The 15946-nt window shown below is 53.4% G+C and carries 13 protein-coding genes; 6 read left to right on the top strand and 7 right to left on the bottom strand.

Annotated features, from left to right (window positions below; genetic code table 11):
- Nucleotides 1-125: 125 nt before the first annotated feature.
- The 4 genes from RID21_RS16920 to RID21_RS16935 all read left to right on the top strand — a co-directional run bounded on the left by RID21_RS16920 (nucleotide 126) and on the right by RID21_RS16935 (nucleotide 3360).
- A complete protein-coding gene (locus tag RID21_RS16920) occupies nucleotides 126-614 on the top strand; it encodes a hypothetical protein (RefSeq protein WP_145185394.1) in 489 nt (162 codons plus the stop codon).
- A 56-nt stretch (nucleotides 615-670) separates the two neighbouring features.
- Nucleotides 671-1813 carry a hypothetical protein gene (locus RID21_RS16925; RefSeq protein ID WP_350190818.1) on the top strand — a complete coding sequence of 381 codons (1143 nt, stop codon included), beginning with the start codon at nucleotides 671-673 and terminating at the stop codon, nucleotides 1811-1813.
- Between the two features lie 130 nt (nucleotides 1814-1943).
- On the top strand, nucleotides 1944-2381 hold the full coding sequence (locus RID21_RS16930) for a nucleoside deaminase (protein WP_350190820.1): 438 nt from the start codon (nucleotides 1944-1946) through the stop codon (nucleotides 2379-2381).
- Between the two features lie 307 nt (nucleotides 2382-2688).
- Complete coding sequence (locus tag RID21_RS16935) at nucleotides 2689-3360, top strand: hypothetical protein (protein ID WP_350190822.1); 672 nt, start codon at nucleotides 2689-2691, stop codon at nucleotides 3358-3360.
- Between the two features lie 17 nt (nucleotides 3361-3377).
- Here the strand turns inward: RID21_RS16935 and RID21_RS16940 are convergent, their stop codons facing one another.
- Entirely contained in the window at nucleotides 3378-4808 is a 1431-nt protein-coding gene (locus tag RID21_RS16940) for a DcaP family trimeric outer membrane transporter (RefSeq protein ID WP_350190824.1), read from the bottom strand.
- A gap of 256 nt (nucleotides 4809-5064) precedes the next feature.
- Between RID21_RS16940 and RID21_RS16945 the strand changes: the two genes are divergently transcribed.
- Nucleotides 5065-5757, top strand: coding sequence for an SGNH/GDSL hydrolase family protein (locus RID21_RS16945; RefSeq protein WP_350190826.1), 693 nt, complete (start codon nucleotides 5065-5067; stop codon nucleotides 5755-5757).
- 11 nt (nucleotides 5758-5768) lie between these two features.
- Here RID21_RS16945 and RID21_RS16950 read toward each other — a convergent pair whose 3' ends face one another.
- From RID21_RS16950 to hpnH, 5 genes are all read right to left on the bottom strand, one after another.
- A complete protein-coding gene (locus RID21_RS16950) occupies nucleotides 5769-7097 on the bottom strand; it encodes an MFS transporter (RefSeq protein WP_145041317.1) in 1329 nt (442 codons plus the stop codon).
- 336 nt (nucleotides 7098-7433) lie between these two features.
- Nucleotides 7434-8807, bottom strand: a complete 1374-nt coding sequence (locus RID21_RS16955) for a DUF1501 domain-containing protein (protein WP_350190828.1) — start codon at nucleotides 8805-8807, stop codon at nucleotides 7434-7436.
- A 192-nt stretch (nucleotides 8808-8999) separates the two neighbouring features.
- Nucleotides 9000-11822: a M56 family metallopeptidase gene (locus RID21_RS16960; protein WP_350190830.1), complete on the bottom strand. Its 2823-nt coding sequence runs from the start codon at nucleotides 11820-11822 to the stop codon at nucleotides 9000-9002.
- Nucleotides 11822-12220, bottom strand: a complete 399-nt coding sequence (locus RID21_RS16965; RefSeq protein ID WP_350190832.1) for a BlaI/MecI/CopY family transcriptional regulator — start codon at nucleotides 12218-12220, stop codon at nucleotides 11822-11824. Before RID21_RS16965 ends, RID21_RS16960 begins: the two co-directional genes overlap by 1 nt.
- Before the next feature lie 211 nt (nucleotides 12221-12431).
- Nucleotides 12432-13586 carry an adenosyl-hopene transferase HpnH gene (hpnH, locus tag RID21_RS16970; protein ID WP_350190834.1) on the bottom strand — a complete coding sequence of 385 codons (1155 nt, stop codon included), beginning with the start codon at nucleotides 13584-13586 and terminating at the stop codon, nucleotides 12432-12434.
- Between the two features lie 138 nt (nucleotides 13587-13724).
- Between hpnH and RID21_RS16975 the strand changes: the two genes are divergently transcribed.
- Nucleotides 13725-14915 carry an enolase C-terminal domain-like protein gene (locus RID21_RS16975; RefSeq protein ID WP_350190836.1) on the top strand — a complete coding sequence of 397 codons (1191 nt, stop codon included), beginning with the start codon at nucleotides 13725-13727 and terminating at the stop codon, nucleotides 14913-14915.
- 5 nt (nucleotides 14916-14920) lie between these two features.
- On the opposite strand, the gene RID21_RS16980 is transcribed toward RID21_RS16975, so the two are convergent.
- Complete coding sequence (locus RID21_RS16980; RefSeq protein WP_350190838.1) at nucleotides 14921-15946, bottom strand: hypothetical protein; 1026 nt, start codon at nucleotides 15944-15946, stop codon at nucleotides 14921-14923.

Below are 15946 nucleotides of genomic sequence, written 5' to 3' on the forward strand. Positions count from 1 at the left end.
TCCTCACCGCCAGAAACCTCTTGAGCTAAATCCTGAATTGCTCTAGGATTCGCCGCATTGATCAAATCAACAAACCAGAAATAACTTCCATTCTGACCTGCCTCTTCCTGATTTGAGCCTGATCCATGGATTATCATCTCAAACCTCTGGGTAAAACCTGTTCTTCGACGGGCAAGGAATTTGCGCCCGGTGAAACGGTGCATTCTGTGATCGTCGATCAGAACGGCCACCTGATCCGGATGGATTTTGCCGAAGATGCCTGGACGGGTCCTCCAGAAGGGGCAGTGGGAGACTGGACATTACAAGTACCGGAACCGGCTGCTCAGGGAGCACGCAAAATCGATCCCGATGCGTTGATGCAGTACTTTGAGCAGCTTTACGAGAATCCAAATCAGGTCCAGGAGAAATTCCTGTATGTCCTGGCACTGTTCCTGGTACAGAAACGTCGCCTGAAGCTGGATGGCTCGCGGAATGAGGATCAGAACTCCTATCTGCAACTGTCGGGAACACACGGTGAAGGCAGTTTTGAAATCCGCGATCAAAACCTGGAAGAGTCAGAAATCGAAGCCCTGCAGCAACAGTTAAACACACAGTTTTTAGAAGAGTGGGAATAAGGGACGTCCCCACTTTCGGACCATTCAACATGTCGCATGTTCAAGGAAGAACAGAAATGAAGAGATCCAGGCTGATCTTTCGACGGCTGCGTGCCGTGACGCAAGTTTGTGCCTTGATCTGCTGTCTTCTGCTGCTCTCAGCGTGTTCTTCGGTCCGCACTTTTCTACCCCAGGAAGCTCCTGTCTGCGTTCTGCCTCCCAATGCCAGCTACACACAAATTGTGAATCACCTGAATTCACAGACTGACGGCGTCTTTGGCTGGCAGTCATCTTCTGTCAAAATCCGGGCACGACAGAAAGGGGGCATCCCTGTCAGTCTGAGTGCGATGCTGGCTGTAGAACAGCCCCAGCGTTTTCGCCTGGTGGCCAGTTCTCCCCTGGGACCCGAGGTTGATTTCGGCTCGAATGACGAACGATTCTGGTTCTGGGTTAAACGCAGCGATCAGAAAAACATTTTTACCGTCCGGCATGACCAGTACGAGGCCATGGGCTCTCAGCTGAATATTCCCTTCGAACCGGGCTGGCTGCTGGAAGCCCTGCGGGTAGTGCCGCTGAATGACAAAGAACTTGCGATTCAAAAAGAAGGTCAGAATTCACCAAACGTGAAACTGATCTCCGATCGCCTGCTGCCCAACGGCAAACTGGTACAGAAGATTATTGTCGTCAATCTTTGTACCGGGCATATCATCGAACAGTCCCTGTATGACAGCCAGGGACAACGGATCGCGACTGCTACGCTGGGTGAATACCACACCTGTGGTGCCACCAATGCGGTTCTGCCACACGTCATCAAGCTCGACTGGCCCCAGGCGGGAATCGTGATGACGATGACCATGTCACAGATCAGCGTCAATCCGGGAGTTCCTTCCGATGTCTGGGGACTGCCACAGATTCCGGGCTACCCCGTGCTGGACCTTGCTGCAGGCCTGCCCCAGGTCAGGCATCAGGAAGCCTCCATAAGACATCGCCCGACACCAATTGAATCACGGGTTGCCGAGCGGGTCGAACCCGCCTGGGCCGATTCACCGGGTCCGGAGCCTCAGTGGAGACCGACGCAGGAAGAACCTCAGTTCGGTTTCGAAGAGCCGGACACCTTCCCTGCCAGCGACACAATGCCTGCCCCCGATGGAAATCCCTTCCGCGCGCCAGGCTCGTTTGAAGGGGTGGCAGAAGAACCGCCGGGGCGCGTGAAGCTCTAACTTCGGCTGACTAAAGCCTAGATCAGCCAGGCACGCATTTCCTGCAGAATCCCCGTCGTAATTTCGCCCCGATTCGGTTATACCTTGATTCCGGTGGTTTTCGAATTACTTATCTGGGGAGAGCTCATCCATGGATGAATTCATGCAGGCGGCGATTGAGGAAGCGGAACAAGGCTTAAAAGAGGGAGGCGTTCCCATTGGTTCGGTGATCGTGCATGAAGGCAAAATCATTGGCCGGGGGCATAACATGCGTCAGCAGCAGGGAAGTGCCATCCTGCACGGCGAAATGTCAGCTTTGGAAAATGCAGGACGACAGCCGGCGTCTGTCTATCGCAACTCGGTTCTTTACACCACGCTCTCCCCTTGTCCCATGTGCAGCGGTGCCATTCGCCTGTATCAGATTCCCCGCGTGATCATCGGCGAAAATCAGACCTTTCTGGGTGATGAAGAACTGCTGAAAGCAAGCGGCGTTGAACTGGAAGTGCTGCAGGACCAGCGGTGTATTGATCTGATGAACCAGTTTATTGCAGCGCATCCGGATGTGTGGAACGAAGATATCGGCGAGTGATATGACTATGAGTGTGTCTATTTTAACAAAACCTGCGTATGACCTTTTCAGGCGTCACAGAAATTTTAACCTGCTGTCGTTCCTGCTCATTGTCGGCTCTGTACTGCCAATACCCCGCCTGCAGGCGCAGCCTTATCTTATTAAACTTGACCGCCCTCTCGTTGAAAATACGAACTACCAGGTTTTCTATTCCGTTACCATAGAAGGGGGAGCTGAGTTTCAGGATGCCGACCGGGTTATTGTCCCCTATTCCGATTCCAAATATGTTTCAACTCATACCATTGAACTTCAAGGAGAGTTGAAACTGATGCGAACACCACAAGGACTGCAGAAAAACATCCAGGTCCACTCGTTTAAAGTGAATGAAGAACTGCAGAGTGATGATTTCTTCTTAGAGCTGACCGAAAAAGAGTTAGTGATCATCGAACAGGGAAACAGAAAGCAGTTTTTCGTTAACGAAAAAAAGGTGACTGGATATGACCAGGAAGTTTTAACCAAGCTGTTTTTTATAGACCGGATTGGTGCAGTCGGGACAGATATACTTCTAGGGACTGAATCTGAACAGCAGATTGGCGGTACCTGGAAGTTCTCACAAAATACGATCGACTGGAGTGAATATCTTGCGTCCTTCTCGGCTGTGGATGACTTGGACCTGAATATGGACCGATCAGGGACGGTCAAACTGTTATCGACAGGGAAAGTTCACGGCATCGACTGTCTGCAATTGCATTGCTCGGAAGAATATTCTGATTACATGACAGGCTATATTCTCGACAATCTGAAAATTCTGGATTCCAGTCTGAAACAGACTGTTACCGGCTCGATCCCCAAAGATCCTGCTTTGCCCTGGAGAAAAGTGGAACTCGTCAGTCAGGCCGAATGCACGACCCATCAACGGAATGAGCCATTCCACGATGTTTTTCACACACAATGGATCGCCATTAAGGCATCCAGGGAAATCTTGCTTCCCTCAAAATAAATCCGTCACGAACAGAATCACGGCAGATCAAAGATGAACGAGGTCTGCAGGCGGTGTGCATCGCCTGTCCCGCCGCCGACGTCTTCCTTGGTTCCGTACAGATACTCAACACCGATCTTAACGTTCTCGATCGGATTCCAGATCAGGTTTGCCGCCAGGTAAGTGGTCTGTTTGACATCTGTGGCCGTTTGAAAGGTTGAGGTATCAAGGGTATTTTCGGCATAGGTGAAGTTGGAGCTGAGTTCGTCATTCCAGTCATGGGTCAGACCGACCATCCAGCCGAACATGGGTAACAGATCACCCTTGTTGGCGGCTGTCGGCGCGGCATCAGGCAAAGCCCGGTAACTGCCGATCCCCTCACCGAATACGATCTGTGAATAGACCTTTGTGCGTTCAGTAATCAGCCGCACCCCAGTGAAGTTGAATCCATAGGCGAAGCTGGTAACAACATCCTGCCCTGTCGGCTGGAAGCCGACGACACGATACAGGCCCGCGACCTGGTATTGACCACAGTCATTCTCATAACGCAGTCGGGTGACAAAATCAGGGGAGGGACTGCGAGGTTCCCCTGTGATTCCCTGAGGAGGTTCGATAATAAAATTTGAATCTTCTACCGAGACCGCGAACGTTGTATTATCATTGAAGACTTTCTCTGTCCAGCGAACCTGCGCCTGTCTGCGGTTCACGGCTGAAACGGAGCCTTCAAAGTCGAGTGTCGCAGGAGCTGCTGCCACGTCGGTGAATGTCGTCCAGGTCTGTCCTACCAGCAGTGAACCAGACTGACCGAAAGCATGCCTTAACCGAAAACGGTCTCCGTCACTGAAGAAGTCACCTTCCACGTAGACGCGAACCAGGCGGCCATTTGTCAGCCAGCGGGTATCAAAACTCAAGCGGGACTGTCGCGCATGAAACCGGGCATTCGTCCGATGCGGGGCACCGATGGGAATGTCAGTCGTCACAAACGAGTCTGTCGAATCGATAGGATCGAAATCGTAGATGAAATCAGCTTTGACAAAGCCACCGATTTTCATCGCGGCTTCTTTTCCAAAGATAATTAATCCGTCGGAGAACGAGGGAGCCGCGTAGAGATCCAAACCGACGTTAAACTGGCGGGCATCTGTGATATAGGGATCCGAGAGGAGCTCCGGGTTGACTTCGCCACTCCCGACGCCCATGGTCAGCGGAGGCACAATCGCCTGACTGGACTCGGGCTCATCCGGAAGCGGACTGTTGTCTAAATTGTTCGCCTCATCCAGCGAGATATTCACCCGGCCGGGCTCATCCGTCATTACTCCCGGTGCAAAGGGCTGATCAACAGACAGAAACGGATCGTAAGCGGATCGCGCAGCAGGCTCCGGTGGCAAAGACCGACTTTGTGCCCCGACTGTGGCGGGAACAACGGTCAGTGCCAGCAGCAACGTACAGGCAAGCTTCGTATTCCAGTGCATGGGATGAGAAGTGGGGAATTGGATTTTGAGCTGAGAGAGTTGAGGAGAGACAGATTTATAGCAGAAACTGTAAAATGTGAAAACCTCGATTTCCAGCTGGAGAACGACATTCAGGCACTCATATCTAGCTGTTTGACATACACTTACGACTCGCTGCCAATTGTGATCATGGCTTGCGTTCTGTTAATTTATCTGACTATGATGGACGCCAGGACTCGCGTCTGATTCAAATCAACCTGCTGGAAAGACCGCCATTATGCTGAAACTGATCTACCTGCTGTTGCTGGCAACTCTCCTGCTTTGTAATGAAACCTGTTCTGCTGCAGAGGTCATCAATGCGGGCGTCGGCGGTAATCGCAGTTCACAGCTGCTGAAGCGACTGGAGCGGGATGTAATCTCGAAGCAGCCGACCGTGGTCGTGCTGATGGTGGGCACGAATGACCGGCTTAACTCGGGAGGCTTTATTGACATCAAGGCGTACCGCAAGAATGTGGTATCGCTGGTCGATCAGATTCACGCAGGTGGTGCGAAGGTTGTCCTGATGACGCCCCCCACCTGTATTCCGGAGCTTTTGTTTACCCGTCATGACCCCACAAAGTACGCCGACCAGGCGCCGCAAGCACGCATGCAGGAAGTACGAACGGTCCTGCTGGATCTTTCGCGTCAAAAGCAGATTCCGGTAATCGACTTTCATGACTATCTGATCGACCACAAAATCGCGGACGCTTCTAAAACCAGCGTCATCCGTAATCCAGCGAACAGCGGCGTCAAAGATGGCGTGCATCTGACACCAGCCGGTTATCAGCTGCTGGCCAGACTCGTCGCTGAGAAACTGAATGCAGAGCAGTTGGATGTCACAAAAGTGATCTGTTTCGGTGACAGCCTGACGAAGGGATCCAAACAGGCGAACTACCCGGCTTATCTACAGCAACTCCTTTCAGACAAGTAAACCCACCACGATCAGTCCTCTTCTTCCGCCGCTGGTTCAGGTAGCCAGAAACAGGCGATCGATCCGATCAGGTAAACCGCCAGAGCGACGCAGGCCGCTGCGAGTGCCGTCGATTTACTCGGCATCAGCGGAGTCAATGTTGTCGTCACCAGGGCAGCCGAAGTACCAATCATGCGGCCGCCGATATTGGCCGCGAAGCTTTCCCCGGTACCTCTTAAGTGCAGCGGATAGGCGCGGGGCAGATAGTTCCCCCAGAAGCTGAACTGGGCAATCGTCACCAGCCCGGCAAAGAAAATGCCCCACTTCAGCAGCTCCAGATTGTCGCGGGCCGGAAAAAGATAGACCAGCGGAATCAAAATCAGGCCGGGAATCTGAAACAGACGCATCAGTCCACGACGACTGACAATCCAGATGGCACACACGGCGAACAGGAAGCGTCCTGTCAGACCGCCGATCTCCTGGTAAAAGTTAACCTCAGCGGCGGTGGATTGTTCGATCTTCTTCTGGACGGGCACCGGCTTCCCCGCAGTCATCTCTTTGACCTGCGGCAGCGAGGGGACGATGCGCGGCGTATGCTGCAGGGCACCGAAGGCGGCTCCGTAACTGCAGGCGAACATGATGGTCGTCACGATGGTTGTACGGCGATAACGGGGTGAAAAAAGCTCCGCGATACTGGGGCGTTTCAAAGTCCCGGCATTCTTCTTTTTCTCCCACTCGGGAGACTCCGGCAGGAACGGACGGATAATAATCAGCGGCAGCGCTGGAATGACACCGGAAATCAGAGTATACCGCCAGGCCTCATGTCCACCTGCGATCGCGGGGAATTGATCACCGTATTGTAATGCGAGCCAGTTGGCACCGGTCACCAGCAGTCCGCCGAATGAAGAAAACGCCTGGGTGAAACCGAGTACGGCTTCACGCCGTTTCGGATCGGGAAACAGTTCTGCCAGCCAGGCGACCGCCGCAACGAATTCCACACAAACGCCGATAAAGGTCGTACAGCGGAGGACGATCAGCATTTCGATTGAAGTCACAAAGCCAGCCGCACAGGCGGAGAAAGCATAGAGCAGGATGCTTCCCACCAGCACCCTGCGGCGGCCCAGCAGGTCCGTCAGATAGCCCCCCAGTAATCCGAAGACGCCACCCACCATTGCCGGCAGAAAGAAGAGCATGCCGACCCAGTATTCAAACTGCGGGGTCCCCGGACTGGCACCGACAAGTTCCTGCAAGGCGGGACGAACAATCAGGGGAAGCATCAGCAATTCGTAGATGTCAAATGCAAAGCCGATGGATGCGATAATGCAGATCAACCACTGCGTACGGGTAAACCGGGGGTTCATACGGAAGGCTCTCTTTCGGATCAGGGAGGGATTGGGCAGTAACGGGTACTGGCGAGATGGCAGTCAGGTCACTCAGCTGGTGACAGGAGAGAGCTTCCCTTTACCGGGAACAGCAAAGGAAACTACCGGAGAGCCCACGAACTCAGACCGCAGATTAATCCCCGCGGCTGGTAATTCGTTTCGATCGCGGCGAAATTATTTTCAGGAAATCAGAAAACGTCAACTCACGCGAGGGTGGGAAAATTAAATATTTATTTCAGAGGGGCTCACGCTAGGCGCAACAAAAAACGGCAGTCTCCCGGGAAACGAAAGACTGCCGTTCGGTTTTTTGTTCTCTCAGATGAGCTCGCGAATCGGTTCGATTCCCTGGTCGACCAGGTATTGAGGTGTGCCCGCCGTGTCGAAGATACGGGTTCCGTTGAGATCGAGGCCGATGTTCTGGTACAGCGTGGCAAAGACTTCCTGGAATTTTACAGGGCGATCTTCGGCGTATTCCCCTTTGCGGTTGGTACGGCCAATGACCTGGCCGGCGTTCATGCCGCCTCCGGCGAGCATGGCACAGGAGACCCGGGGCCAGTGATCGCGGCTATTGTTTTTATTGATCTTGGGCGTACGTCCGAATTCGCCCCAGACCACGACCGAAACGTCTTTGTCGAGCCCCCGTTCGTGCAGGTCGGTCACCAAGGCTGCTAACCCCTGGTCGAGACGTGGAAATTCTTCACGTGACTTGGGGAAGTTCATCCCGTCCGGACCGTGCCAGTCCCAGCGACTGTAATTCAGCGATACGAATCGCGCCCCTGCTTCGACCAGCCGGCGTGCCATGCAGAAGTTTTCAATCATGGGGGGAGCACCGTCCCGCTGGAATTTCTCACTGCTTTCGCCGTAGCGGGCAAGGATCTGGGGATCTTCCTTGGACAGGTCCAGGGCATCGGCGAGTTTCGAAGTCGTAAGAATATTCATCGCCTGCTGCGAGTAAACGTCCATGCTTTCCATGAGACCACTGGTGTCAGCATCGCGGCGGAAGGAGTCGAAGGCTTTCTGCAGTTTTACTCGATCACGTAATCGTTCGAGCGTGATGCCCTGCAGGATCATATTGTCTGGCGAACTACGTGCCTTACGGCCCACCAGATTGAAGGGAGCATAGGGTACGCCCAGAAACCCACCGGTTCCCGGTTCACCCCAGGTACCATTACCCGTCTTGTACATCAGGGCGACATGCGCGGGGACAGCTGTATTAACGGGGCCCTGCAGTTTGGAGACGAAAGCGCCGGCGGCGGGCCAGCCTCCGGGGGGCTGACGACTGCCAAAGGTTCGCCCCGTCATACACTGATATGCATCGTGTCGGCCGTCGGCATCAGAGATCGTGCGGACGGGAATGAACTTATCCATCATGCTGGCCATGCGCGGAAACAGTTCGCAGATTTCCACGCCGGGCACGTTGGTCTTGATGGGAGCAAATTCACCGCGGATTTCTTTGGGCGCGTCCGGCTTGGGATCCCAGAGATCGATGTGCGATGGCCCGCCGGGCAGATAGATGTTGATGATCGCTTTGTGATTACTGCCGGTCTGGCTGTCGGCTTCGGCTCGCAGGGCACCGGGTAGAGAAATTCCACCCAGGGCCATGCCACCAATTTTCAGAAAGCTGCGGCGCGAGACGCCGTCACAAAAGGTTCCATTTTTCGCGGTCGGTTTACCCAGAATTGTCAGCATCGGATCACTTCCCTGGAGGCGATGATTTGCAGCACAATCAAATCAACATAAACATGCGTTGATATGATAGCACGCTCGAATCAGGGACGCAAACCGAATCTGACTGCGAAAAGCCGATTTTATGACCACGATATAACACGCCATTCACAAAAGTGAATGGCGTCTGAAAATGTAAAGTTTCTCTAAGCAAAATCAAGGCCAGTCGGTCACATGACTGTCATTGATCAGCAGCAGATATTTGAGTGTTTCAGGCTTGAGTGTATCCGGGAGATAACGGGCTGCACCGTCACACAGGCCGACACAGAATCCTCCGGGATAAAAACCACCAAGCTCGGGAACGGTTTTCCCGTCAAAGGAAATGTCCTCTGGCTTGGTCCAGGGAATCTCACGCCTGGCTTCAACAATCGCGATTGTGTTGGACGTTCCGTCGGTGATCTCACGCATGCGGACCCCGGCTACCGGTTCTGCCTTTGATTCGACACCACCGCCTCCTGCCAGTCCGCCAGTGGCAAACGGCTCTGTGCTCATCTCTATCCCTGCCCCACCAGCGGGGCGCGTTGATTTGCCAAACACGGTATTGGGACCTGCCACAGCCAGATAGGAAGTCAGATGGCCGGGACGATTATCGCCGGGATTTTTAAAGACCGCAGGCATTTTTGCCAGGACTTGTTTGTTATGCTCGCTGTCCCAGGGTTCGTTCAGGCGATATTCCTTGTAGAGTTTTTCCTGATCCAGGAAGGGCAACAGTGCGACTCGCCAGCTGTGAGGCGTTTTCCCATCTGGCCCGATCACAACCGCGGGAGGAAAATGCTTGTGTTTGCCATGAAAGAGATGCATGGCCAGCACCAGGCGTCTGAGATTGCTAAAAGATTCCATCCGCAGGGCCGCTTTACGTGCTTCAATCATCGCGGGAACGAAAGATGATAGCGTATTGTTGAGAACAGTCATGTCGGTCATTGAAGTTGTCAAACTGACATTTTCCCCGGCTTGATCAAAGTGGAGTGATTTGACGAGATCCAGAGATGACTCCACAAGCGGCACCATTGCCAGCTGTTCCCGGTTTTGACCTTGAACTATCTGTTGCAGATGCTGTTGCAGGAGATTGGTCCCGAGCACCTGTGCCGCCTCCAGGGTCTTACGGATCTCCCCACCGTTCTGCTGTTGATAGAGCGTAGACTGCAACGAGAACTTGTGTTCCAGATTCACTCCCAGGGATATCAGATCCGTGTGTTCCCAGACCGGTGCCAGGGATCCTTTCCAGACCGAGTCGTTTAATTCCAGTTTCCACTGATTCTTCCAGACCAGTTCGCGAAACTGACGCAGGTTGAACAGTGCGGCGATGGAATCTTGTGACACAGGTTTCCAGGGCTCTATCCAGCGGCTCGACTGTCGGTTACTGCGGGCTGTAATAACCTGTTCCAGACCTTTTGTCGTTTTCGAGACGATCAATTCATGGTCGTTGACGATCGACAGGCAATATCCAGGGTAAGTCTCTGACTGCAGGTAGTGAACTCTCCCATCAGTCACGCCGCTGAATATTTTGCCTTCACCACCAAATGATTTGGTGACTTGCTTCAAATCGAGAGTCGTCTGAATGACGGCCACATGATTCAGTGGCTGGCTTTGGGGCTGACCTGGTTCGGGCGCTAACAGAATCAGGGTAACCGACTGGATTTCTGAAAACGGTATATCCAGTGGATACAATCGAGAGTTCTCTCTTGCCGCTTTCAACAACTGCAGCCGGGCCATCAGCAGTGCCTGCTGCGCGAGCAACTCGGCTGGTCGCAGGGCTACAACCCCCAGGGCATTATTGGGAACCATGTCGATCTCAAATGGAACCTGCTTTCCCCGTACTATTTTATCGCGATCAACCGCACCTGCTGCGGATAGTGGGTCGCTTTCTGCCGAAGGTTGTTGGGCCAGGCTGATCTGATTGCTCCGGAAACCTGACGCGCAAAGGCCGATTACCAGCATCACACCGAACACCAATATTCGCTGGGTACGCGAGACGATATTTCCTGGAGTACGCCTCTGTTTCAACATCTCAATCCTCCTTAAAAAAGTGGAATGTGTGGGGAGAAAGGCCCGGGCCGGCCCCGTAAGTCGATGACTTGTCTGCGAAACAGCCATTTCTGCCAGGACAACCAGATAAGGAGCGGTACCGCCACTGATCGTCGCCGCGGTGGCATCTGCCGACAACTCCTGTTCCAGGCGCAATCGTGCGACAAGCCAGTGAATCAGCGGGTGATAAAAATAGAGGGAGCGGCTGAGTTCAGCCCCCAGAATCGCCAGGTAATCGCGATGCCTGATATGAGCCAGTTCATGGGCGAGTACAGCCCGTAGTTGTTCGGAATTCCATTCGCGCCAGGCAGTCGGCAGGAGGATCACTGGTCGCCACCACCCAATCACTGCCGCTGTTGTGAGTGAAGCATGCTCGCTGATTTTCAACGGGCAGGAAATCTGTTGTTGAGCTACCAGGATATCCAGCGTCTGCTCTGCAACTGATCCGCTAAGCGAAGTTGCCTGACGCAGTAATCGATTGAGTGAATAGAATGCGAACACCAGTCGGATTGCCGCCAGCAGGAAGCCCACCACGAACATCCAACCAACGATCCCTGCCGGTGTGGAAATACTGGCGGACTGATTGGCTACCGGTTTCTGTTGCAAGCCTTTTAGAAAACCTTCCCAGACGGTTGACCATTCCGTTTCCTGCGGGGATTGCTTCAAAATCGGCGTCTGTAATTCATTCTCGGGAGCTTCAGTTACGGTTGTATTCTGGATGTCTGAAGCGTCATTGATAGCGGGAGTTGTTTGCTTCCCGGTTGTCTGCCAGCGGGGCCAGGGGCTGAGGGCGAACATTGCCAGCAGCAAAGTCATTCCGATCGAACAGGAGAGGAGAAACGAGCGTGTACGGGGACCAAGTCGTTTCGTCGTACTGTAAATGAGTAATCCAGCGGCGGAGACCAGCGTTACCTGCAGTCCCAGCCAGAACAGGCTGATTCCAAGTTGATGCATCAGGACTTCTCCTTCAGAATTTCCTGGATTGCTTTGAGTTCCCGAGGGCTCAGCTGCCGCTCATCAAGCAAACGCAGTAACAGTTTTTCTCGTGAGCCTCCAAACACCTTTTGAATCATGTCTCCCAGCATGCTGCCCGATACATCATCAAAAGAACGGACAGATCGGTAAAAATACGGACGGACCTCGTTCGTCTGCTCCAGAAAATCTTTTTCGACAAGGATTCGAATCAGAGTGGCAACTGTGGTATAGGCCAGGTCGCGCCCCGCAGCTTCCAGGGCATCGCGAACCTGAGTGACAGTCAGTTCGACGAGGGACTCAGCTGACTGCTGATCCCAGAATACATGCATGATTTCCAGCTCACGCGTCGTTAATTCTTTGGCTTTCGGTCTGGCCATGTGCGCTCCTGCTTAATGAGAGAACAGTCAGTCAGGCTTAGTTTGGTTTTTTAGATTTGGTTTTATAGTAATCAATGATACGAAGAAGTCAAACGCATTTCTGAAAAAACAAAGAGCACCGCTGAAGCATGAAAAAAGGTGTCCCCCCAAACTTATGAGAGAGGACACCTTCAGTCGAAAGACCTGTCTGATTATTTTGCGGTTGTAGAGTTCAGCGTTCCACGAGTGCTTCGGTTTCTGACTCACAGGACTCGTCTTCGGCCGGGAGTTCCAGCTGATACAGATCGCGGTCGCTGACGGTATAGTGAGGAGCCGGGATCGGTTCCGATGTGGGAAGAGGCTGCTGGTTATCCTTCGACCCGAACAGGGTCAGCGAGACGACTTTCATGAAGCCTTTCCAGGAGGAGAAAGTCTGGTCGACCGCCGTCGGCTCGTGTCCGCAGTGCACCATGCAGTCCCGGCATTTTTCATTGCCGCTCTTACGGCCATATGCTTCCCAGCTGGTGGATGACATCAGCTCTTCGAAGGTTTCGGCGTAGCCCTCTTCCAGCAGATAGCAGGGTTTCTGCCAGCCGAAGATGTTATAGGTCGGGTTCCCCCAGGGGGTGCATTCCAGTTCCCAGTTCCCTTTGAGGAACTCGAGAAATAATGGCGAATGATTGAACTTCCAGGCCTTTTTCGGGGCGGACAGAATCCGGCGGAACATCGAAACCGTCTGATTCCGTTTGAGAAAATGCTCCTGGTCGGGGGCTTTTTCGTACTGGTATCCCGGGGAGAGCATCATGCTTTCGATGCCCAGTTCGGCGAGTTGATCAAACATCTGCCGCACGCGTTCCGGATCGGCATTGTTGAACAGGGTGGAATTGGTTGTGACCCGGTGCCCTGCTTTCACAGCGGCTTTAATCGCGCTGATCGCTTTATCGTAGATCCCTTCACGACAGACGGCTGCATCGTGATCTTCCTTGATGCCATCCAGGTGAATGGAAAATGTGAGATACTTCGAAGGAGGATAGTTTTCCAGATGTTTTTCGAGCAGAATCGCATTCGTGCAGAGATAGACGAATTTCTTACGGGCAACCAGACCCGCAACGATTTCCGGCATCTGGGGGTGCAACAGTGGTTCACCGCCGGGGATCGAAACGATGGGAGCACCACACTCTTCGACTGCCTGGAAGCACTTTTCGGGGCTCAAATTCTGCTTGAGAATATTCGCGGGGAACTGGATCTTCCCACAGCCGGCACAGGCCAGATTGCAGCGGAACAAGGGTTCCAGCATCAGCACCAGGGGATAGCGTTTGACGCCTTTGAGTCGTTGCGTTACGACATATTTTGCTACAGTCCACATCTGGGAAAGGGGAACACCCACAGTCGCCTCCATGTTGCGAAAAATTCTAAATCCGTTCAGAATAGAGGTTTCATAGCAGTTTTCAGAAACGCTGTCACCCCCAAATCGCGCGTATCTCGCAATCCAGCAAAGAGTTATTGAAGGTTTAACCCGGTCCACATGAAAATCGCCAGCCTGAAGGCTTATCGCATCCATGTTCCGCTGAAGCGTAAGGTGACGCACGCTTCATACAGCAGGACGGAATCGGAGTCGATCCTGGTCCGCTGTGAGCTGGAGGATGGCACCGTGGGCTGGGGGGAATCTGTGCCCCGCCCCTACGTGACCGGGGATACCGCCGATTCGGTGCTATCACAATACCAGGCGACCGATTTTCGGCCGCTGACGGACTGGCGGTGGGACAGTGCCGCGGAAATGGTGTCACTTTGTCTTTCTTTGAAGCTCGCAGCGCCGCTTGATGGACCAGCCGCATATGAGTCACGGGGCTGCCTGGGAAATGCCGCCCGTTGTGCATTGGAGCTGAGCCTGCTGGATGCGGCAACCCACTCTCTCAATGTTCCCATCTCGGAAGCGCTGACGTGTCTGGATGAGGGGCAGACACTGACTCAGCAGCTTCCCGAAGTGCGTTACAGTGCCGTGCTGACATCAATGAAACCGGTCAAACAGACTTTATTATCGTTACTCTATCGTCTGACGGGCTTTCGTCAGTGCAAAATCAAAGTTGGCATGCCTGGCTGCGATGATCTGGCACTGCTCCGGAAAGTCCGCCGTCTGACAGGCCGCCGCATGGGGCTGCGGATTGACGCTAATGAAGCCTGGAGCCGCTCTGAACTGGAAGCATACGATGCTGCTTTGAGTACGCTGGAGATCCAGTCGATCGAACAACCAGTGGCCCATGCTTCTCTCACAGACTTGAAGGGCATTCACGGACAATTGAAAGCCTGGGTGATGCTCGATGAGTCATTGTGCAGCTATCAGGATGCAGAACGGGCGATCGCCGAGGGGTACTGTGACGCCTTCAATTTACGGATTTCCAAGCTGGGTGGGTTGATTCCCACGTTTCAAATTGCCCGTCTCGCACAGCAGGCAGGGATCTACTGTCAACTGGGTTGCCAGGTGGGAGAGACAGGCGTTCTCTCGGCAGCAGGCAGGCAATTTGCCAGCCATATCAGGGGAATCGAGTTTCTGGAGGGGAGCTTTGATCGCTATCTGCTGAGACAGAACATCATCAATGAGGAGATCTCGTTTCAATGGGGGGGCAGAGCGCCCGCGCTGAAAGGACCAGGGTTGGGTGTTACTGTGAATGCAGAGCGTCTGTCAGAGTTCATGCAGCAGGAAATGCAACTGATCTGATACGATCAGGGAATCAGGAAGACAAGGCCGGTAACGGTTAAGCTCTCAAACAGAGCACCGCGAGCACTGAGCGGAAGCCGCTCAACCTGATAAGGGGGACAGTTTCCTGGTTTTTCATAGCCCAGAGTGTACTGGCACTCATACAGCGGGTATGCACCAATCATGTAAGGCAGTGCGGGAATGCGACCGAAGAAACGACCTGCAGAAATGAATGGTTGAATCGCAGGACCGTAGTTATAGCCATACCGTTCGAGGTAAGGTTCTTCGAAGTAGAGCGGATTGTGTGGAACCGCTGCTGCAACCCAGTCTTTATTCATGAGCTGCCAGTCGCGGGTGGTGCCCATCGTCACTTTTTCCGCAGGAATGTCAGCCAGGTGCTCGGCTGCCGTGTTGGTGGGCAGGTCACCTGTGGGTGGTTTGGTATTCAGAGTCAGCGACGTTAAAGGCTTTAATCCCAGTTCCACCAGTCGGGGTGCTTTCTTTGCGGCAGGCGGATTCGTCGGTGCTGGCGTCATCGGAGAATCGGGTGCAGGCGGTACAGGAGCCGGTTGTGTCTGCTGCTGAATAAAGTGAAATTCTGGTTCTTCCGTCGTCGTGATCACTGGCTTCTGAGCAACAACGGGAGTTTCTGGCTCTGGATCGACAGCTGGTGCAGGCTGAGGGAAGCGGATCCCTGTCAGCTCGATCGGCTGGAAATCCTTTGTTTCATCGAATTCGATGGTGAGTTCTCGTGATTCCGGCAACGGAGGAAGTTCAACGGGTTTAGAAACCGGTTTCGGACTGGTTTTCTCTGAAACCTGGAATTTATTGAAGCCGGTAATCGTGATCTGGTCAGATTTTACGTCGTCAAGCGTCTTATCTGGTGATAACTGTCTGCGGGAGGCTGCGGCTTGCGCGAGTGCAGACATTTTCACTTTGTCATATTCGGGAGCGACTGAAAAATGCGCGCCGTGATTGACTGCACAACCGCTGAAAACCAGACAGCTGAGACAGAGCAGTAATCGAGACGATTTGACGGTCAACCGAACCAA

Source organism: Gimesia sp. (assembly GCF_040219335.1).
Lineage (GTDB): Bacteria > Planctomycetota > Planctomycetia > Planctomycetales > Planctomycetaceae > Gimesia.